The organism is Allostella sp. (genome assembly GCF_041913585.1).
GTDB lineage: Bacteria > Pseudomonadota > Alphaproteobacteria > ATCC43930 > Allostellaceae > Allostella.
Window position 1 is genome coordinate 21690 of the sequence record NZ_JAYSFE010000029.1, and the last position, 19480, is coordinate 41169.

At 72.7% G+C, this 19480-nt stretch carries 21 protein-coding genes; 12 read left to right on the forward strand and 9 right to left on the reverse strand.

What is annotated here, in order from left to right; translation table 11 throughout:
- Window positions 1-24 precede the first annotated feature (24 nt).
- Together ACE3Q3_RS07865 and ACE3Q3_RS07870 are read right to left on the reverse strand one after the other, a co-directional pair.
- Window positions 25-1182: a thiolase gene (locus ACE3Q3_RS07865; protein ID WP_374444260.1), complete on the reverse strand. Its 1158-nt coding sequence runs from the start codon at window positions 1180-1182 to the stop codon at window positions 25-27.
- 5 nt (window positions 1183-1187) lie between these two features.
- Complete coding sequence (locus ACE3Q3_RS07870; RefSeq protein ID WP_374444262.1) at window positions 1188-1571, reverse strand: Zn-ribbon domain-containing OB-fold protein; 384 nt, start codon at window positions 1569-1571, stop codon at window positions 1188-1190.
- Between the two features lie 89 nt (window positions 1572-1660).
- Here ACE3Q3_RS07870 and ACE3Q3_RS07875 point away from each other — a divergent pair, with 89 nt between their 5' ends.
- Genes ACE3Q3_RS07875 through ACE3Q3_RS07900 form a run of 6 tightly spaced genes read left to right on the forward strand, consistent with a single transcriptional unit; the run spans window position 1661 to window position 7193 of the window.
- A complete protein-coding gene (locus ACE3Q3_RS07875; RefSeq protein WP_374444264.1) occupies window positions 1661-2827 on the forward strand; it encodes an acyl-CoA dehydrogenase family protein in 1167 nt (388 codons plus the stop codon).
- A 1-nt stretch (window position 2828) separates the two neighbouring features.
- On the forward strand, window positions 2829-3482 hold the full coding sequence (locus ACE3Q3_RS07880; RefSeq protein ID WP_374444266.1) for a TetR/AcrR family transcriptional regulator: 654 nt from the start codon (window positions 2829-2831) through the stop codon (window positions 3480-3482).
- The gene (locus ACE3Q3_RS07885; RefSeq protein ID WP_374444268.1) at window positions 3479-4801 is read left to right on the forward strand and encodes a phenylacetate--CoA ligase family protein; all 1323 of its coding nucleotides are present in this window, start codon (window positions 3479-3481) and stop codon (window positions 4799-4801) included. The genes ACE3Q3_RS07880 and ACE3Q3_RS07885 overlap by 4 nt, the downstream gene beginning before the upstream one ends.
- Entirely contained in the window at window positions 4798-5610 is an 813-nt protein-coding gene (locus tag ACE3Q3_RS07890) for an SDR family NAD(P)-dependent oxidoreductase (RefSeq protein ID WP_374444270.1), read from the forward strand. Before ACE3Q3_RS07885 ends, ACE3Q3_RS07890 begins: the two co-directional genes overlap by 4 nt.
- The gene (locus tag ACE3Q3_RS07895; protein WP_374444272.1) at window positions 5607-6830 is read left to right on the forward strand and encodes a CaiB/BaiF CoA transferase family protein; all 1224 of its coding nucleotides are present in this window, start codon (window positions 5607-5609) and stop codon (window positions 6828-6830) included. The genes ACE3Q3_RS07890 and ACE3Q3_RS07895 overlap by 4 nt, the downstream gene beginning before the upstream one ends.
- Window positions 6831-6860: 30 nt before the next feature.
- A complete protein-coding gene (locus ACE3Q3_RS07900; RefSeq protein ID WP_374444274.1) occupies window positions 6861-7193 on the forward strand; it encodes a hypothetical protein in 333 nt (110 codons plus the stop codon).
- Here the strand turns inward: ACE3Q3_RS07900 and ACE3Q3_RS07905 are convergent.
- From ACE3Q3_RS07905 to ACE3Q3_RS07915, 3 genes are read right to left on the reverse strand one after another with little or no spacing between them, the layout of a single operon-like run.
- Window positions 7162-8430, reverse strand: coding sequence for an MFS transporter (locus ACE3Q3_RS07905; protein WP_374444276.1), 1269 nt, complete (start codon window positions 8428-8430; stop codon window positions 7162-7164). The genes ACE3Q3_RS07900 and ACE3Q3_RS07905 overlap by 32 nt on opposite strands.
- Window positions 8427-9053 carry a hypothetical protein gene (locus ACE3Q3_RS07910; RefSeq protein ID WP_374444278.1) on the reverse strand — a complete coding sequence of 209 codons (627 nt, stop codon included), beginning with the start codon at window positions 9051-9053 and terminating at the stop codon, window positions 8427-8429. Before ACE3Q3_RS07910 ends, ACE3Q3_RS07905 begins: the two co-directional genes overlap by 4 nt.
- A 9-nt stretch (window positions 9054-9062) precedes the next feature.
- Window positions 9063-10574, reverse strand: coding sequence for a M81 family metallopeptidase (locus ACE3Q3_RS07915; protein ID WP_374444280.1), 1512 nt, complete (start codon window positions 10572-10574; stop codon window positions 9063-9065).
- Between the two features lie 173 nt (window positions 10575-10747).
- Here ACE3Q3_RS07915 and ACE3Q3_RS07920 point away from each other — a divergent pair, with 173 nt between their 5' ends.
- From ACE3Q3_RS07920 to ACE3Q3_RS07935, 4 genes are all read left to right on the forward strand, one after another.
- Window positions 10748-11413 carry an amino acid ABC transporter permease gene (locus tag ACE3Q3_RS07920; RefSeq protein ID WP_374444282.1) on the forward strand — a complete coding sequence of 222 codons (666 nt, stop codon included), beginning with the start codon at window positions 10748-10750 and terminating at the stop codon, window positions 11411-11413.
- Complete coding sequence (locus tag ACE3Q3_RS07925) at window positions 11410-12081, forward strand: amino acid ABC transporter permease (RefSeq protein WP_374444284.1); 672 nt, start codon at window positions 11410-11412, stop codon at window positions 12079-12081. Before ACE3Q3_RS07920 ends, ACE3Q3_RS07925 begins: the two co-directional genes overlap by 4 nt.
- Before the next feature lie 53 nt (window positions 12082-12134).
- Window positions 12135-12923, forward strand: coding sequence for a transporter substrate-binding domain-containing protein (locus tag ACE3Q3_RS07930; protein ID WP_374444286.1), 789 nt, complete (start codon window positions 12135-12137; stop codon window positions 12921-12923).
- A gap of 64 nt (window positions 12924-12987) precedes the next feature.
- Window positions 12988-13992: a succinylglutamate desuccinylase/aspartoacylase family protein gene (locus ACE3Q3_RS07935; RefSeq protein ID WP_374444288.1), complete on the forward strand. Its 1005-nt coding sequence runs from the start codon at window positions 12988-12990 to the stop codon at window positions 13990-13992.
- Window positions 13993-14000: 8 nt separating this feature from the next.
- On the opposite strand, the gene ACE3Q3_RS07940 is transcribed toward ACE3Q3_RS07935, so the two are convergent.
- Together ACE3Q3_RS07940 and ACE3Q3_RS07945 are read right to left on the reverse strand one after the other, a co-directional pair.
- Entirely contained in the window at window positions 14001-14858 is an 858-nt protein-coding gene (locus ACE3Q3_RS07940; protein ID WP_374444290.1) for a serine protease, read from the reverse strand.
- A gap of 3 nt (window positions 14859-14861) precedes the next feature.
- The gene (locus ACE3Q3_RS07945) at window positions 14862-15275 is read right to left on the reverse strand and encodes a DUF350 domain-containing protein (protein ID WP_374444292.1); all 414 of its coding nucleotides are present in this window, start codon (window positions 15273-15275) and stop codon (window positions 14862-14864) included.
- 126 nt (window positions 15276-15401) lie between these two features.
- Here ACE3Q3_RS07945 and ACE3Q3_RS07950 point away from each other — a divergent pair, with 126 nt between their 5' ends.
- Entirely contained in the window at window positions 15402-16253 is an 852-nt protein-coding gene (locus ACE3Q3_RS07950) for a calcium-binding protein (RefSeq protein WP_374444294.1), read from the forward strand.
- 83 nt (window positions 16254-16336) lie between these two features.
- The gene (locus tag ACE3Q3_RS07955; RefSeq protein WP_374444296.1) at window positions 16337-17062 is read left to right on the forward strand and encodes an HAD hydrolase-like protein; all 726 of its coding nucleotides are present in this window, start codon (window positions 16337-16339) and stop codon (window positions 17060-17062) included.
- Here ACE3Q3_RS07955 and ACE3Q3_RS07960 read toward each other — a convergent pair.
- Together ACE3Q3_RS07960 and ACE3Q3_RS07965 are read right to left on the reverse strand one after the other, a co-directional pair.
- Window positions 16992-18767, reverse strand: a complete 1776-nt coding sequence (locus ACE3Q3_RS07960; RefSeq protein ID WP_374444298.1) for a tetratricopeptide repeat protein — start codon at window positions 18765-18767, stop codon at window positions 16992-16994. The two genes, ACE3Q3_RS07955 and ACE3Q3_RS07960, sit on opposite strands and share 71 nt — an antisense overlap.
- Window positions 18768-18776: 9 nt before the next feature.
- The coding region (locus ACE3Q3_RS07965; protein WP_374444300.1) for an alpha/beta fold hydrolase at window positions 18777-19480 on the reverse strand (704 nt) is incomplete at its 5' end.

Below are 19480 nucleotides of genomic sequence, written 5' to 3' on the forward strand. Positions count from 1 at the left end.
TCCGTTCCCTCCCCGATCCGGCCGTCAGAGCGTCGCCTCGGTGCCGAAGATGCTGGTCACCTGGCTCGACAGCACGCCGCCATTGCCGTGCACCAGCGCCGTCTCCGGCTCCTTCACCTGGCGGTCGCCCGCCTCGCCGCGGAGCTGCCGCACCGCCTCGACGAGGATGAAGGTGCCGTACATGCCGGGATGGACGCAGGACAGGCCGCCGCCGTTGGTGTTGACCGGCAGGGCGCCGCCGGGCGCGATCCGGCCGCCCTCGACGAACCGGCCGCCTTCGCCCTTCGGGCAGAAGCCGAGATCCTCGAGGAAGAGGATCGTGTTGATGGTGAAGGCGTCGTAGAGCTCGAGCACGTCGATGTCGGCCGGTTCCATGCCGGCCATCTCGAAGGCCCGCGGGCCGGATTCGGAGGCGGCGCTGACGGTGATGTCCGGCATCTGCATGATCGAGCGGTGCCAGTGCGCCATCCCGCCGCCGAGGAAATAGACCGGCTTCTTCGGGAAGTCCTTCGCCCGGTCGCGGCCGACCACGACCAGCGCGCCGGCGCCGTCGGTGACGAGGCAGCAGTCGAAGAGCCCGAAGGGATCGCAGACCATGCGCGCGTTCAGCACGTCCTCCACCGACAGCGGCCCGTGCATGTAGGCCTCGGGATTGAGGTTGGCCCAGGCGCGGGCGGCGACGGCGACCTCGGCCAGCTGCCGGCGCGTCGTGCCGAACTGGTGCATGTGGCGGGCGGCGGCCAGCGCGTAGGCGGTGATCGGGAAGCGCGGCTTGTAGGGCTGCTCGTAGGGATTGAACTCGGCCGCCGAGGAGACGAGCCGTCCCGACGCGCTCTTCTGGTTCGAGCCGTAGACGACGAGTGCCGTCGAGCACAGGCCGGCCTTGATCGCCATGGTCGCCTGCAGGATGTGGGCGACGTTGGACGAGCCGCCGATCATGCTGCCGTCGGAATAGCGCGGCCGGATGCCGAGATATTCGGAGATGGTGACGGACGGCATCCCGTGCACGGCCGAGACGCCGAAGACGCCGTCGATGTCGGTCATCTTCAGGCCGGCGTCGGTGACGGCGTTCCAGGCGGCGGCGCCGATCAGTTCCATCGCGGTCCGGCCGGGGGCCTCGCCGCAGCCGGCGAGCCCGACCCCGACGACGGCGCTGGCGCCGCGCAGTTGGTGGTGCGTCATCGCCGTCACTCCTTCACCAGATCGAAGACCACGTGCGGCACTTCGCCCGTCACGATCCGCGCCTTCACCCGCGCGCCGATCGGCACGTCGGTCGGGGCCGCACCCTCGACCCGGGTCAGCATCCGCGCACCCTCCGCGAGGTCGACCAGCGAGACGTTGTGGTCGCCGCCCTTGTCCGGGCGGTTGCGGACGACGCTGGTCGAGTAGACGGTGCCCTCGCCCGATGCCTCGGCGCGGGTCAGGGCGGCCGAGCCGCAATGCTTGCAGAAGACGCGGGGCGGGAAGCTGGCGAGCCCGCAGTCGGCGCAGGTCTGGATGGTGAAGCGCCCGGCCAGGAGCTCCTCGCGATAGATGGCGTCGGGGCCCGGCCCACGGTCTTCCAAAGTCATTCCCACACTCCCGGAGATTGCGCGTACCCGCTGGGGGCGGGCATGATACTACCCGGTAGGTGCAAGACAAGCGACCGGGAGGCAGGGTCATGGGCGTGATCTGGGAACCGCGGCTCGATGCCGCCGCCGCGGCGTGGCTGGAGCGCGCCCGGGCGGCGACCGAGACCCATTTCGCGCCGCTGGCGGCGGAGATCGACCGCGACCAGCGCTACCCCCACGAATCGATCCCGGTGCTGGTCGAGACCGGCCTCAGCGGCATGTTCCTGCCGCGCGAGTTCGGCGGCAGCGGCGCCTCGCTGACGGCGCTGACGGCGGTGGCCGAGGCGGTCGCCGCCGGTTGCGCCACGACCGCGGCCATCATCTCGACCTACCAGCTGGGCGCCTTCCCGATCCTGCTCGAAGGCACGGCCGGGCAGAAGGCGAAGTACCTGGGCGAACTCGCCCGCGGCAATTCGATCAGCTTCGCACTCAGCGAGCAAGGGTCCGGCTCCGATGCCGCCGCGCTCGCGACGACGGCGGTGCGCGAGGGTGCGGGCTGGCGCCTGAAGGGCGAGAAATACTGGATCGGCAACGGCGGCATCTCCCGCTACTACGTCGTCTTCGCCCGCACCGACCCGGCGGCCGGCGCGCGCGGCGTCAGCGCCTTCGTCGTCGACAAGGAGAAGCCGGGCGTCGCGGTCGACCACTTTTCCGACAAGATGGGCATCCGCGGCACGCGCACGAGCAACCTCAGGCTCGACACCGTCGTCGGGCCGGAGGACCTCGTCGGCACCGAGGGCCGCGCCCTTCGCCTCGCGTTCAAGACGCTGGACGTCGGCCGCGTCGTCGTCGCCGGGCAGTCGCTCGGCATCGCGCTCGCCGCCTATGCCGCCGCCCGCGACCGGTCCCTCGCCCGCGTCGCCTTCGGCCAGCCGATCGTCGACTTCCAGGGCATCTCGTTCCAGCTCGCCGACGTCGCGACGACGCTGTCGGCGGCGCGGATGATGATGTACGAGGCGGCCGCCGCCTACGATCGCGGCGAGAACATCTCGACGCTCGGCGCCATGGCGAAGCTCTACGCGACCGAGGTCGCGCATCGGGCCGTCGACGTCGCGGTCCAGGTCTGGGGCGGCGAGGGCTACTGCAAGCCGAACCTGGTCGAGCGGCTGTACCGCGACCAGCGCATCACCGAGGTCTACGAGGGCACCTCCGAGATCCAGCGCCTCGTCATCGGCCGCGCCATCAAGGCCGAGGCCGAGGCGGTCCGGGATGCCTGACATGGCCGATCCCGAGCCGCCGGCGGAGATCGCGAGCGGCGCCCGTCCCGCCGCCCGCGTCGAGGGGCGCGACGCCATCCTGGCCGCCGCCGCCGCCGCCTTCACCGAGCGCGGCTACACCGCCACCACCATCGACGACATCGCCGACCGGCTCGGCGCCACCAAGGGCCGCGTCTACCACTACTACCGCAGCAAGGCCGACATCTTCCTCGACATCCATCGCTACGCGATGCAGCGGATGCTCGACGTGGTGACGCCGCTCGCCGAGGGAAGCGATCCGCCGACGGCCCGCATCGCGGCGATGGTCCGCGCGCATGCGATCCTGCTGATGACCAGCTTCCCCTTCCAGCGCGTCTCGGTGCAGGGCCTCGAGCGGCACCTGGCCGGCCGGGTGACGGAGCGGCAGCGCGCCGCGCTCGACGGCGTCATCCGCATGCGCGACACCTACGAGGGCCTCTTCGTCCGCGTGCTGGAGGAGGGGGTGCGGACGGGCGAATTCCGGCCGTTGCTGCCGCGGCGCGCCATCAAGCCGATCCTCGGGTCCCTCAACTGGCTGACGGTGTGGTACCGCCCACGCCCGCACGAGGATGCGGCGGCGCAGGACGCCATCGCCGACGAGATGGTGGAGTTCGTGGTGCGAGGGCTGCGACCGTGACGAAGGCATTCTCCGCGAACCAGTGGGACGAGCGCGAGACGTGGTCGCGCGACCGGCTGGCCGCGTTCCAGGCCGACGCGCTGGCGCGCCAGCTCGCCTATGTCGAGGCGTCGAGCGCCTGGTATCGCGCGCGCTTCGCCGCCGCCGGGTTCCGCGCCGCCGACTTCCGCTCGCCGTCCGACCTCGCCCGCCTGCCGCTGACGACGAAGCAGGACTACCTCGCGGCGCTGGAGGCCGCCCCGCCCTGGGGCACGGCGCTCGCCTGCGACCCCGCGTCCATCCGGCGCGTCCATTTCTCCTCGGGCACCACCTCGCGGCCGACGCCGGACGCCTGGACCGCGGACGACCTCGCCCGCTGGGCCGATCTCTATGCGCGCGCCACCTACAGCCAGGGTGCCCGCGAGGGCGACGTCTTCCAGTGCCTCTTCTCCTACCCCTGGTTCGTCGGCGGGCTCGGCGCGACGGCGGCCTTCGAGCGCATCGGCTGTGCCGTCATCCCCGGCGGCAGCGGGGACACCGAGCGCCAGATCGAGACGCTCTTCGCCTACGGCACGACGGCGATCATGGCGACGCCGTCCTTCGCCGCCCATCTGGCCGAGGTCGCCCAGCGCATGGGCCGCGACCTGCGCGCCTCGAAGGTGCGCCACATCGGCGTCGGCGGCGAGCCCGGGGCGGGCGTGCCCGCGACCCGCGCCCGGCTCGAGGACCTGTGGGGCGCCAGGGTCTACGACTGCTACGGCAGCCTGGAGTTCCAGCCGATCGCCTGGGACTGCGCGGCCCAGGCGGGCGGCCACCTGATGGAGGATTTCGCCTTTGCCGAGGTGATCGACCCCGACACCGGCGCCGCCGTGCCGGACGGCACGCCGGGCATGCTGGTGCTGACCCATCTCGACAAGCAGGCCTTTCCGCTGGTCCGCTGGGCGACCGGCGATGTGGTGGTGCGCGACAGCCGGCCCTGCGCCTGCGGCCGCACCCACGCGCGCCTGCCGGGCGGCGTGCTCGGCCGCGCCGACGACATGATCGTCGTCCGCGGCGTCAATCTCTTCCCGACGGCGGTCGAGGACGTGGTGCGGGCGATGCCGGGGCTGGCGGACGAATACCGCATCATCCTCGACGACAGCGTGCGCGATCCGGCGACCGGGTTCCCGACCGGGATCCGCCTGCAGGTCGAGGCGGTGGGCGAGGCGCCGCCGGACATCGGCCACCGGCTGGCCGACGCGATCCGCACGAAGCTGCTGGTCCGTGCCGTCGTCGAGGTGCTGCCGCCGATGACCCTCGACCGGTTCACCCACAAGGCGAAGCGGCTGGTGAAGCGATGACGGCCGTCCTGGCGCCGGGCGCGCTCGCCGGCCGGGTCGCCGTGGTGACGGGTGCGGGCAGCGGCATCGGCCGGGCGATCGCGCTCCGGCTGGCGGCGCTCGGCGCCGAGGTCGTCGGCTGCGGCCGCACGGCGGCGCGGCTGGAGGAGACGGGGCGTCTCGCGGCTGCGGCCGGCGGCCGCTTCCGCCATGCCGTCGTCAATGTCCGCGACCAGGAGGCTGCGGCCGCCTTCGTGCGCTCCGCCGCCGAACCCGGCGGCCGCATCGACCTCCTCGTCAACAATGCCGGCGGCCAGTTCTTCGCGCCGGCGACCGAGATTTCAGCCCGCGGCTGGGCCGCCGTCCTCGACCTCAACCTGACGGCGGTGTTCGCGATCACCCGGGCCGCCCATCCCTTCCTCGCCGCCGCCCGCGGCGCCGTCGTCAGCATCTCGCTGTCCGGCGTCGATCGCGGCTCGATGGGCATGGCGCACTCGATCGCCGCGCGCGCCGGCGTCCTCGCCCTGACGCGGACGCTGGCCCTCGAATGGGCGCCGGCCGGCATCCGCCTCAACTGCATCGGACCGGGCACGGTGGTGACCGGGGGCCTTGCCGGCGAGGCGGGTCAGGCGATCCTCGACCGCCTCGTCCAGGCGACCCCGCTCGGCCGCCCGACGATGCCGGAGGAGGTGGCGGAGCTGACCGCCTTCCTCGCCACGCCCGCCGCCGCCATGATGACGGGCCAGCTCCTGCAGATCGACGGCGGCGCCCATCTCGGTCCCGGCCTCCACCTGATCGAGCCGCCTCGACCCGGAGGGCATCCGCCATGACCAACGCCCCGCCGCTCGCCGGCATCCGCGTCCTCGACCTGTCGCGGGTCCTGGCCGGCCCCTGGTGTACGATGACCCTGGCCGACCTCGGCGCCGAGGTGTGGAAAGTCGAGAATCCCGACGGTGGCGACGACACCCGCAAGTGGGGGCCGCCGTTCGCCGCCGGCGAGAGCGCCTACTACCTCGCTGTCAACCGCAACAAGAAGGGCATCGCCGTCGACCTGCGCACGCCGGGCGGCCAGGAGGTGGTGCGGGCGCTCGCCGGGAAGGCGGACGTGCTGGTCGAGAACTACCGCGCCGGCGCGCTCGCCAAGTACGGGCTCGACTGGGAGACGCTGTCGGCGATCAATCCGCGCCTCGTCTACTGCTCGATCTCCGCCTATGGCCGCACCAGCCCGATGGCCGCCCGCCCGGGCTACGACTTCGTCGTCCAGGCGGAGGGCGGCCTGATGGCGATCACCGGGGCCGCGGACGGCGAGCCGATGAAGGTCGGCGTCGCCATCTGCGACGTGCTGACCGGCAAGGACGCGACCCAGGCGATCCTGGCCGCGCTCATCGCCCGGGACCGCACCGGCCGCGGCCAGCTCGTCGATGCCGCACTGCTCGATTCGACGGTGGCGGCGCTGGTCAATGTCGGCAGCGCCTGGCTGGTCTCGGGCAAGGCGCCCGGGCGCTGGGGCAACGCCCATCCGACGACCGTGCCCTACCAGATCTTCGCGACCGCCGACGGCATGCTGGCGCTCGCCTGCGGCAACGACCTGCAGTTCCAGGCCCTCTGCCGCCGCGTCCTCGACCGGCCGGAGCTCGCCGAGGATCCGCGGTTCGTCCGCAACATCGACCGGGTCCGGCATCGCGAGGTGCTGATCCCCCTGCTCGAGGTCATCTTCGCCGTCGGCACCACGGCCGAGTGGTTCCGGCGCCTGGAGGCGGCGGGGGTGCCGGCCGGCATCGTCCGCGACGTGCCGACCGCCCTCTCGGCGCCCGAGGTCCGGGCGCGCGGCATGGTGGCCGCGGTCGAGCATCCGACGATCGGCCGGCTCGAACTGGTGGCGAGCGCGCTGCGCCTGTCCGACACGCCGGTGGTACCGCCGCTTCCCCCGCCTCTGCTCGGCCAGGACACGGACCGGGTGCTGGCCGAAGTGCTGGGCTACGGCCCCGAGCGGATCGCGGCCCTGCATGCCGAGGGCGCGGTTTCCGGAACGCCGCCCGCGGCGCTATAACGCCCGCCTTGGCAGCGGGAGCGGGCGGCGATGTTCGGGATTTTCGGCGACAGCCTGGAGCGGCTCTTCGTGAAGGAGCTGCGCGAGCGCGGGGTCAAGCTGCCCAAGCCGGCGACGAAGGAGATGGTGGCGCTCGCGCTCTCCGCGATCGATCCGGCCCATCGCGGGCTGCCGGGCGACTATGGGCGCAACCTCGGCGAGGACACGGTGCTGCACTTCGCCGGCTGGACCGCGCGGATCGTCCACCGGGCGGCGGGCCGCCCGGACCGCCGGACGGCGATCGACCGCGATCTCTACCCGGAGACCGAGGCGGAGATCCGCGCCGTCCTCGTCAGGCACGGTGTCGTCGGCCCGGCCGGCTGACTGGGGGGGTCCCGGGGGCCAGGAACCACAGCAGCGCCAGCACCTGCACGGCGAGCATGGCGGCGAAGGCCCAGCGATAGGCGTCCGGCGGATAGCGCCCGTCGGTCGCCGGCCAGAGGTCGATGATCCAGCCGATCGCCGCCTGCGCGGCGAAGCCGATCCCGAAATTGAGCAGGTTGGTCGCCGTGTTGACGCGCGCGGCCAGTTCGGGCGGGAAGTGACGGTTGAGGATCGGGAAGAAGACGATGGCGCCGTTCGACAGCAGGCCGAACAGCACCCAGAGCAGCAGCGACGGGGCGGCGACCTGGAAGGTGATGAGCGCCTGGACCGCGATGAGCAGGACGAGCGCCCCGCCCATGACCCGGGTCAGCGCCACCCCGCGGCGCACCAGGATGTCGGTCACGACGCCGGAGAGCGCGAAGCCCGCCGTCAGGGCGGCGGCGATGGCGAGGAGATAGGCCGCGGCCGCCTCGCGGCCGAGGCCGCCGACGTCGCGCAGCCAGGGACCGGCCCACAGGGTCTGGATCGCCATGGTGATCCCGAGGGTGGCGACGGCGGCCGGCGTGATCCGCCAGAAGAAGGGGTCGCGGTAGATGCGGGCGACCGCGGCGAACTGGTCGGCGAGCCGGCCCGGAGCCGCCGTGGCCGGCTTCTCCGGCACCAGGAACAGGACGAGGGCGGCGGCCCCCGCGGTTATCGCCGCCAGTCCGACAAAGAGGCTGCGCCAGTCGACGAAGTGGAGGGCCGCCTCGGCGGGCGCCGTCGCGGCGAGCGCGCCAAGCCCGCCCATCGCCATGAAGCAGCCGTTGACGAGCGGCCAGCGCTCGCGCGGGACCCAGAGGGTGATCGCCTTGAGCGCCGCCATCAGGCCGCCGGCCATGCCGAAGCCGATGACGGCGCGGGCGGCGAACAGGCCCGTGCGCGTCTCCGCCAGCGCGAAGAGGAGGATGCCGACGGTCGCGATCGCCAGCAGCGCCGCCTGCACCCGCCGCGGCCCCCAGCGGTCGAGGGCGACGCCGAGCGGCACCTGGAGGAGGGCGAAGGTGAGGAAGTAGGCGGCGGTCAGGAGCCCGAGGTCGCCGGCCGAAAGGCCGACCGCGGCGACTAGGTCGGGCGCCACCACCGCATTCACCGCGCGCAGCAGGTAGGAGCAGAAATAGCCGGCGGCGAACGGCAGCAGAACCGTCGCCAGGACCCGCAGCGGCCCCGGCGGTAGGCCGGCGGCGGCCCCGTTCATGCGGCGCGGGCGTCGCCCAGGGACAGCACCGGACGGCCGTCGCGATCGATCCGGCCCTGCGCCCGCAGCCGGTCGACCACGGCCGCGAAATAGTCGGCGGACGACGGCCGCTGCCAGCCCTCGAGCCAGTTCTGTTCGAGGAAGGCATGGATCGCCGGCTGCCCGAGTTCGGCCTCCAGCAGGATGCCGAGGAGCGACGCCTCCGCCTCTTCGGCGGCGAGCGCCGGCTCGTCGAGGCAGCGGTCGCCGTCCGCCTCGGGCTTGCGGCCGGTCTCCGGCCCGGCGCCGAGGCCGAAGTCGCGGCGATGGCGGCGCCCGTCCGGGGCGAGCAGCCAGTGGGCGATCTCGTGCAGGACCACCCAGGCCTCGCTGTCGGTGCGCAGCACCGCACCGTCCCAGGAGAAGGCCGCGGCCGGCGCCTCGTCGAGGGTCGGGATGCCGAGGCGGCGGGCGAGCGCGATCGCGCCCGCCCGCCGCTCGGGCGAATCCTCCGGGCCGCCGAACCGGCCGCTGGCGGCGATGCGGGCGAAGGCCCGTGCCGCCGTCGGCCGTCCGGCGAGCATGTCGGCGAAGCCGGCGAGCGCCGTCGCCAGCGCCGCCGGTCCGAAGCAGGTCAGGGCCAAGCGTCCGCCTCAGCGCCCCGTCGGGTCGGTCACCTCGTCGAGCGGCCAGATTGGCCGCGGGACGTTCTTGAAGGTGAAGGTCTTGAAGTTCTCCGAGCACAGCGAGCCCGAATCGACGACCACCACTTCGCGCGAGATCGGCTGGAAGGCCGCCCGGAAATGGTGCATGGACTTCACCGCCAGCGTCGTCTTCCGGGTCGGCTCGATGCCCATGGCGGTGTACTGGGCGAGGTCGACCGCCTGGCCGTTGTTGGTGATGAAGACGATGTCGATGCCGCCGACGCGGAACACCATGCTGGGCCCGTATTCGCGGCGCACGCCGCCGCCCATCGGCCCGTAGGCCCAGACCTCGCCGTCGGTCAGCACGCGGACCTTGCCGGAGAGGGTCAGCGGGCCACCGCCCTTGGTCGGGTCCCACTTGCCGCCGAAGGTGAGCGTGATGGTGCTGCCGACGCCGGCCTTCATGCCTTCCGCGATCGCCGCGGGATCGCAGATGGCGTGGAAGGCGGCGTTCTGCAGGTCGGCGTCGACCATCGCCTTGAGGAGCGCGGTGGTGTCGCCGTAGCCGCCGCCGCCCGGATTGTCCGTGTAGTCGGCGATGACCAGCGGGGCCTTCGCCCCCTGCTCCTCGGCCTTGGCCTTCTTCGCCGCCTGCTCGGGCGTGAGGAAGGTGAGCGCGGCGTAGTCGCGCGTCTCCCAGCAGCGATCCATGAAGCGTTCGGCGGTGGCGCGCGCGGCTGCCTCGGCGCCCGGCTTGCGGGCGTCGTAGGCGATGGCGACGCTGGGGCCGACGTCGGCGATGTCGGCATGGGGGAAGCCCGCGAAGACGGAGACGCTGAGCTGCTCGCCCTTCTCCTCGAGCGCCGTCCCCTCCTCGACCAGCTCCTTCATCGGGCCGCCCTGGGTGCGGCCCATGTCGAGCCCGGTCAGCATCCGCCGGCGGGCGAGCACGACGCGCGGCTCGATCTCGCCGTTCATCGCCCGCTCCAGGATCTCCGCGCCCTGCCAGGCGCGCTCGTACTGGTCGATGTGCGGGTAGGTCTTGAAGGCGATGAGGGCGTTGGCGTTCTCCGCCATCAGCGGCGTGATGTTGCCGTGCAGGTCGAGGGTGACGGCGATCGGCACCTTCGGGCCGACCTTGGCGCGCAGGCGGCGCAGGAGCTCGCCCTCGGCGTCCGGGTAGCTGTCCACGACCATGGCGCCGTGCAGGTGCAGGAGCGCCGCATCGACGCCGCCCGCCTGGTCGACCGCGTCCAGGATCTGGCCGCAGATATATTCGAACGCCTCGTCCGTCACCGTGCCGGAGGGATTGGCGTTGGCGATGATCGGATGGACGAGCTGCCAGCCGAACTTGTCGGCCGCCTCGAAGCTGCCGCCGAAGTTGGAGCGGGTGCCGCGACGCACCTCGGCGATCTGGTTGCCGAGATAGAAGTCGCGCCGCTTGAAGGTGTCCAGCGTCGTCAGGTCCTTGCTGAACGTGTTGGTCTCGTGCGCCATCACCGCGCACAGAACGCGCCTCATGATCGATACCTCGGCAGTGGGGTCGGGAAGAGGTGTGGGGTGCCCAGGATGTTGGCAGATCGCCGGCCGGCCGTCGAGCGCGGGACGCCCGCCTGCCGGTCTCGCGGCCATTGACGCGTCGCGAAGCGCGACGTTAGCGTTCCCATCCCGCCCTCGGGCACGAGGCGACCGCCTTGGCCTACCAGTTCCAGTTCGGTTCGGTCTTCGCCGGCTTCGACCAGCTCCTGTGGGGGGCGTGGCTGACGGTCCTGCTGTCGGCCGCCGGCATCGTCCTCGGGCTGATGCTCGGCATCCTCGGGGGCTGGGGCCGGGCCCAGGGACCGCGCTGGCTCGCCTGGGCAATCGCCGCCTATGTCGAGGCGATCCGCAACACCCCCTTCCTGGTCCAGCTCTTCCTGATCTTCTTCGGCCTGCCCAGCCTCGGCATCCGCATGTCGGCCGGGGCGGCGGCGCTGCTGACGCTCACCATCAACACCGGCGCCTACTGCACCGAGATCGTGCGCGCCGGGATCGAGGCGGTGCCGCGCGGCCAGGTCGAGGCCGGGCGGGCGCTCGGCCTCACCCGCGTGCAGGTATTCCGCTTCCTGATCCTCTTCCCGGCGCTGCGCACCGTCTATCCGGCGCTCGCCAGCCAGTTCACGCTGATGATGCTGGCGACCAGCGTGGTCTCGCAGATCTCGGCCGAGGAACTGACCTTCGCGGCCAACTTCATGCAGTCTCGGACCTTCCGCAGCTTCGAGATCTACGCCGTGGTCATGGTCATGTACCTGGCGCTGGCGCTGGCCTTCCGCGGATTCTTCCGCGGCGTCCACTGGCTCGTCTTCGAGCGCGGCCGATGATCCGCCAGTTCGGCACCGGCGACTTCCTCTACCTCGTCACCGCGATGCAGTGGACGGTGATGCTGTCGGCCATCGCCTTCGTCGGCGGCGGGCTGCTCGGGCTCGTGCTCACCGTGCTGCGGGTGTCGCCGTGGCGGCCGGCGCAGTGGCTGGTGACGGGCTACGTCCAGCTCTTCCAGGGCACGCCGCTCCTGATGCAGCTCTTCGTCTTCTATTTCGGCTTCGGCATCTTCGGCTTCGACGTGCCGGCGATCGTCGCTGCCTCGACGGCGCTCGTCCTCTATGCCGCGGCCTTCCTCGCCGACATCTGGCGCGGCTGCATCCAGGCGATCCCGGCCGGGCAGTGGGAGGCGGCGCGCGCGCTCGGCCTGCGCTTCGTCCTCTCGGTCTGGCTCGTCATCCTGCCGCAGGCGGTGCGGATCGCGGTGCCGCCCACCGTCGGCTTCCTGGTCCAGGTGGTGAAGAACACCTCGCTCGCCTCGATCGTCGGCTATGTCGAGCTGACGCGCGCGGGCCAGGTCATCAACAACGCCACCTTCCAGCCCTTCACGGTCTTCCTGGTGGTGGCCGGGCTCTATTTCGCGCTCTGCTTCCCCCTGTCGCTGCTGAGCCGCCGCCTCGAACGGCGGCTCCGCACCGGCGGCGCCCCGATGCGCGCCGTGCCTTGATGAGGATCCGAGGGTCGGCGGAGAACCGGCCCGCTGCTGCTGGAGGTCACGTCATGGGTCGTCTTCTCTCCCGCCTGCTGCTTCCGCTCCTCCTGCCGTTGCTGGCCGCGCTGCCGGCCTCGGCCGGGACGCTCGACGACATCGTCAAGCGCGGCACCGTCAAGGTCGGCATCGACCTCGGGGTTCCGCCCTACGGGCTGACCGACGCCAACCAGAAGCCGGCTGGCTACGACGTCGACGTGGCCGAGCTCTTCGCCAAGGATCTCGGCGCCAAGCTCGAGATCGTGCCGCTGACCGGTCCCAACCGTATCCCCTTCCTGCTGACCAACAAGGTCGACGTCGTCATCGCCACCTTCGGCATCACCCCGCAGCGGGCGCTGTCGGTCGCCTTCTCGAACCCCTACGTCGCGCTCAGCCTCGTGGTGCTCGGACCCAAGGACAAGCCGATCCCCGACATGGCGGCGACCAAGGGCTACAAGGTCGGCATCACCCGCGGCACCACCCAGGACCTCGACTTCACGCGGCTGGCGCCCGAGGGCTCGCAGATCATCCGCTTCGAGGACGACGCCACGACCACCGCGGCGCTGCTCTCGGGCCAGGTCGACATCGTCGCCACCGCCGACCTGCTGGCGATCGAGATCGCCAAGCGCAACCCGCAGAAGAACCTCGACCTCAAGTTCACCATCCGGCTGTCGCCGGGGGCGATCGGCGTCCGCCGCGGCGACGCCGACTTCCTGCAGTGGGTCAACACCTTCGTCTATTTCCACAAGCTGAACGGCGACTTCGGCCGCCTGTTCGAGAAGTGGGCCGGCTACAAGATGCCGGAGCTGCCGGTGTTCTGATCCTGCCGGGGGCGGCCCGGCACCGCGGCCGCCCCTCCCCCCGTCCGAGCCGGAGCCCCCGCCGATGGCCGCTTCTCCCATCTTCACCGACATCGACTACGAGCGGGAGGGCCGGCAGGTCGGCTTCCTCCATCTGCCCTATTCGCCGCACACCGACGCCTGGGGGGTGCTGCCGATCCCGGTCGCCGTCATCCGCAACGGCGAGGGGCCGACCGTGCTGATGATGGGCGGCAACCACGGCGACGAGTACGAGGGCCCGATCGTGCTCGGCCGCCTCATCCGCGACCTCGACCCGCGCGCGATCCGCGGCCGCCTGATCTTCGTGCCGGCGATCAACCTGCCGGCGGTACGCGCCGGCAACCGCGTCTCGCCGGCCGACGGCAAGAACATGAACCGGACCTTCCCGGGCGATCCGCTGGGCACCCCGACCGAGCAGATCTCGCACTATGTCGACAGCGTGCTGTTCCCGATGGCCGACGTCTTCATGGACCTGCATTCGGGCGGCTCTTCGCTCGACCTCATCCCGTCGGTGATGATGCAGCGGCCGGACGATGCCGACCTGCGGCGACGCACGCTGGATGCCGTGCTCGCCTTCAACGCGCCGCTCACCGTCGTCATGGACACGCTGGGCGAGAAGCGCACCTCCTCGGCGGCCGCGCTCGCCCGCGGCCTCGTCGTCATCGGTTCGGAGCTGGGCAGCGCCGGGGCGGTCTCGCTCGAGGGACTGGCGGTATGCGAACGCGGCGTCCGCAACGTGCTGCATCACCTGGGAGTGCTGACCGCCGATCCGCCGCCGGAGCGCCGCCCGACCCAGCTCATGCAGATCGCCGGGCCCGACAGCTATGTCTTCGCGCCGGCGGACGGGCTGTTCGAGCCGTTCCATCCGCTCGGCACCTGGGTCGAGAAGGGGCAGCCGGCGGGGCAGGTGAACTTCCTCGACGATCCCGGCCGGCCGCCGCTCGTCGCCCATTTCCGCAGTTCGGGCTATCTCTTCTGCCGCCGTGCGCCGGGCCGGGTCGAGCGCGGCAACGGCGTCTGCGTGCTGCTCGCCCCCTACCGCGAGGACTGAGCCGCGGCTCAGCCGCGGCAGCCGACACGGGTGACCATGCGGGCCTCCATCGCCCAGGCACCGAAGCGCTCGGCCCGCGCGCCGTCGAGGCGGACGTCCAGCGGCGCGGCCGCCGCCGGCCGGTCGGCCGGCGCCAGCCGCGCGATCATGTCCGCCATGCCCTCGGGGGAGGCCGCGTAGAAGCGGCCGCGGCGCTCGGTCGCCGCCACGGCGACGCCGATGATCCGGCCCTCGCCGTCGACCAGCGGACCGCCGCTGATGCCGCTGAGCGGTCCGTCGCCGGACGGGGTGCGGCGGCGCTCGGTCCACACCGTCACCGCGGCCTCGCCGCGCATCCGCCCGGCGAACCCCAGCCGCGCGCGCCCGAGCAGCTGGCCCTCGACCACCGACGGCACGCCCTTGGGATAACCGATCGCCCAGCCGGACTGCCCGAGCCGGAGGCGGCCGTCGGCGAGCTGGAAGGCCGGGGGCGCGCCGCGGGTGGCGAGTACGGCGAGGTCGGTCTGCGGATGGAGGGCCGCCACCCGGGTCCGCACCCAGCGGTCCGTGCCTTCGACCAGCACCTCGCGGCAGCCTTCCGCCACGTGGCGGGCGGTCAGCCAGACGCCGCGGCTGTCGATGACGGCGGCGGTTCCCTGGGCGTTGCCGCCGCGCGCCGGCACCTCGATGATGCCGCGCGGGTCGGCGGCCGAGGGCGGCGGCAGCGGTCGTTGCGGGAAGACGTCCGGCGGCGCCGGCGCGCGGAAGGCGTCGGGCACGCCGCGGCGCGGCGGCGGGAAGCCCGGCTCCGACTCCTGGAAGAACGTGGCGTGCGCGATCGCCCCCAGCACGCCGAGGATCAGGAGCAGCCGGAACAGGCGCCCCATGGCTCAGCCGCCGACGGCGGCCGCGATCACCAGCGCGACGGCGAGCTGGACGCTGGCGAGGACGCAGGCCGCCCCCTTCTCGTCCTTGGCGATCGCATCCGGCAGGCGCCGCAGCGCCACCGCGACGACGGCGAAGGCGGCGAGCTGCAGCACCAGGGCGGCGACGCCCCAGACGACGATGTCCCAGACCGCGACCGACCGCGCCATGCAGGCGGCGAGTGGGATCGCCAAACCGAGAATGGCGCTGCCGAGCGCGATTCCCGCCGCACTGTTGCCGGCGCGCACCAGGGCCAGCTCGCGATAGGGGGTGATCGCCTCGTAGGCGAGAATCCCGGCGACCAGCATCGCCAGGGTGACGCCGACATGGGCGAGGAAGACCGGAAGGCTCGATAGCAGGTTGTCGAGGAAGGGCATCATGACGGCAGGGCACCCCGCTTTCGCCGGACCCGACCCTAGCAACGTTCGCCGGCCCGGCGAAGGTCCGAAACCTTTTCCGAACGTCACCGTTGGTTGCGCGCAACCATCGCGACGGGAGTGGCGACCATGGCGACCTTCATCCTCACCAACGATGCGGACGTGCGGTTCGGCACCGGCGAGGCCGACGGGATCTTCGGCCTGGGCGGCGACGACCTGCTGGCCGGTCTCGGCGGCAACGACACGATCCAGGCCGGCGACGGCCACGACGCGGTGTTCGGCTCGGAGGGGGCGGACGAGCTCGACGGCGGTCCCGGCGACGACCTCGTCGCGGGCGGCCCCGACAACGACACCCTGACCGGCGGCGACGGCACTGACGTGCTCTATGGCGAGAACGGTCTCGACCGCGTGTTCGGTGGCACCGGCGACGACATCCTGGCCGGCAACCAGGGCAGCGACCTGATCGGCGGCGGCGCCGGCGACGATGCCGCCTTCGGCGGCCAGGACGCCGACTCCCTCTATGGCGACGACGGCGCCGACACGCTGACGGGCGATCTCGGCAGCGACCTCGTCGACGGCGGCGCCGGCAACGACCGGCTGTTCGGCGGCGCCGGCGACGATTCGGTCTTCGGCAGCGCCGGCGCCGACACGATCCATGCCGGGCAGGGCGCGGACACGGTCCATGGCGGCGACGGCAACGACGTCGTCCACGGCAATCTCGGCAACGACGTCCTGTTCGGCGAGGGCGGCGCCGACCGGTTCGTCTTCGTCCCCGGCAGCGGCCAGGACGTGATCCGCGACTTCGACGGCACCCAGGACGAGATCGACCTCATCGCCTTCGGCTTTGCCGACTACAACGACTTCATCTTCTCGAGCACGATCGCCTTCACGGGCGCCGGCGCGGAAATCGACCTCGGGGCCGGCGCGAAGGTCACCATCGCCGGCACCGGCTCGCTCGATCAGGACTGGTTCCTGCTGTAGCCGGTCCCGGCGATAGCCTGGGCGGGGGCGCCCGGGTAGGTTGGGGCCCTCTTCCCGGCCCACCCGACCCGGACGTCCCCGCCATGGCCCCCACGCCCACCGTGCTCCTCGACCTCGACGGCACGCTCACCGATTCGCGACCCGGCATCGTCGCCAGCTACCACGCCGCCCTGCGGTCGCTGGGGCACGAGCCCGACCTCGGCATCGACCTCACCTTCGTCATCGGCCCGCCGCCCGAGGAGATCATGCCGCAGGTGCTGGCGCGCTACGGCGACGACCGGGTGACCGAGGCGGTGGCGCTCTATCGCGAGCATTACGGCCGCGGCGGCCTCTTCCAGAACTCCGTCTACGGCGGCATTCCCGAGGCGCTGGCGGCGCTCGCCGGCGCCGGCTGCCGGCTCTATGTCGCGACCGCCAAGCGCACCGTCTTCGCCCGGCGCATCCTCGACCATTTCGGCCTGTCCCCCGCCTTCCACACCATCTACGGCTCGGAGCCGGGCGGCGCGCTCGACCGCAAGGGGGACCTCATCGCCCACATCCTGGGCCGGGAGGCGATCCGGCCGGAGACCGCGGTGATGGTCGGCGACCGCCACCACGACATCGCCGGCGCGCAGCAGAACCGGCTGCCCTCGGTGGGCGCCGCCTGGGGCTATGGCGGCGGCGAGGAGCTGGCGGCGGCCGGCGCCGACCGGGTTGCCGGGCACCCGGACGACCTGGCCGAGGCGGTTCTGGCTCTGCTCAGCCCGGTGCCTGCCGGCGGCACCAGTCCTGCCACATCGCGCGGAACGCCGCCTCCAGCATCGGCGTGAAGCGGGCGCCGTCGACCAGCGGCGTCGCCGCCATCCGCGCCCGCTGCCCGGCGCGCGCGGCCGACAGGCCCGCGCGGTCGGCGACGAGTGCCGCGGCCGTCGCGACATAGGCGTCCCCCGACGGCGCGATCCATTCCGTCCGGCCGAGGGTGTCGAGGAAACCGGCCGTCTGCCGCGCCACCATGCGGTCGCCCGCCAGCGTGACCACGGGGACCCCCATCCACAGCGCCTCGACCGTGGTCAGGCCGCCGGAATAGGGGAAGGGGTCGAGGGCGACATCGACGTCGCCGTAGCGCGCCAGCATCTCGCCGTGCGGCGACCGCCCTTCCAGGATCAGCCGGTCGCCGTCGATGCCGTGGGCGGCGAAGCGGGCCGCCATCGCCCCGGCGACCGCCGGATCGCCGAGCGCCTTGCTCTTCAGCAGCAGGCGGGCTGCCGGCACCGCGGCCAGCAGGCGCGCCCACAGGGCGACGACGCGGGCATTCACCTTCGACAGGTTGTTGAAGCAGCCGAAGGTCGGCGCGGCCCCGCGGGTCAGCGGCGGCGCTACCGTCGCCGGCGCGTCGGCGGGCGGCGCGTAGCACATGGCGCCGCCCTCGAGCCGGATCACCCGCTCGGTGAAGCGGTCCTCCTCGCCGGGCGGTGCCTCGATCCGGTCGGCGATGCACCAGTCGATCGCCGGATGGCCGGTGGTGTCGATCCAGCCGAGCCAGGTCGCCTGCACCGGCGCCGGGCGGCGGGCGAAGGCGCCGAGCCGGTTGCCCATGGTGTGGCCGGCGAGGTCGACCAGGATGTCGATGCCGTCGGACCGGACCTGGGCGGCGAGTGCGCCGTCGTCGAGCCCGGCCACCGGCCGCCAGCGGTCGACGAGGCCGCGGATGGCGGCCGTCAGGTCGTCCTCGGCGCGCCGACTGGAATAGGCGGTGACGTGGAACCGGGCGCGGTCGCGATGGGCGAGCGGCCCGGTCACGAACCAGCCGATCGGGTGACGGCAGAAGTCGGGCGAGACGAAGCCGATGCGCAGCGGCCGGTCCGGATCGGGCGGATTGAGATGGCGCAGCGGCGGCGCCGGCCGGACATGCCGCTCGCCCCAGCGCCGATGCTCGGCCGCGATCGCCGCCGGGCTCCGCCCGGGATCGTAGTGGAGCGCCAGCAGCCGGTTGCCGGCGAGCGCGGCGTCGGCGGGCGCCAGCCGTTCCGCCCGGTCGAAGGCGGCCAGGCCCTCGGCGATCTCGCCCGCGGCGACCAGCGCCTGGGCGAGGTTGTTCCATGCGTCGACATGGCCGGGCGCCAGCCGGGTCGCGTGCCGGTATTGCGCGATGGCCTCGGCGAGGCGGTTCTCGGCCTGGAGGTCGCAGGCGAGGTTGTAGCGCGCCTGGGCGTGGCGCGGGTCGAGCTCGACCGCACGGAGTTCCGCGGCGATGGCGCTGGCGCGATCGCCGACGAGGCCGAGCGCCAGCCCGAGATCGACCAGCAGGTCGGCCGTCGCGCCGCGGGCGGCGGCGCGCTGCAGCAGGCCCGCCGCCGGTCCCGGATGCCCGGTCTGCAGGGCGACGATGGCGAGGCCGTGCAGCGCGCGCGGATCGTCGGGCGCCTCGACGAGGCGCGCGCGGTAGATCGCCTCCGCCTCCGCCAGGCGGCCGCCCCGTCGGGCGGCCTCGGCCCGGCGCAGGTCGGGTGGCCGCGGCGTCGGTCCCGGCGCCAACGCGCCGGCTCAGGGCACGAGCGGCGCCAGGAAGCGGCGCAGCGGCGCCTCCCACTTCCGCCAGTCGGCGCCGCTCGCCGTGTGGCCATACTCGGTGTCGATCTCGAAATATTGCGCATCGACGCCGGCCGCCGTCAGGCGCGCCATCACGTCGGGGGCGATCGAGGGCGGGAACAGCACGTCGGTCCTGGCGATGACGTAGAGCACCTTGGCGCGGATGCGGTCGAACTCCGCCACCGTGTCGAAGCGGTCGGCCGCCTTGCGCAGGATCAGCAGCGAATGCGCGTCGAAGCGGTCGGCCCAGGCCTCGGCCTGGGCCCGCATCCGCGCCTCCCGTGCCGCCGGGTCGAGCCCCTCGTCGGCCAGCACCTCGTCGGCGCCGTAGCGCTTCAGCGTTTCGTAGCGGATCTCGCGCATCGTCGCCGTCACGCCGCCCGGCCGGTCGTAGTACCAGCCGCCGTTCCAGTTGGGATCGGCGGAGATGCGGGCGAGGAGTTCGGGATAGGCCCGACGCGGGCTCGCCGGGGCGGTGACGACGGGGACGATCGCGTCCATGAAGTCGGGGTGGTTCACGGCCCACTGGAAGGCCTGGAACCCCCCGTAGGAATTGCCGGCGACGGCGACCAGGTGGCGCACGCCGAGGTGCTCCAGCATCCGTCGCTGCACGCCGACGATGTCGGAGACGGTGATGTCGGGGAAGGTCGGGCCGTAGG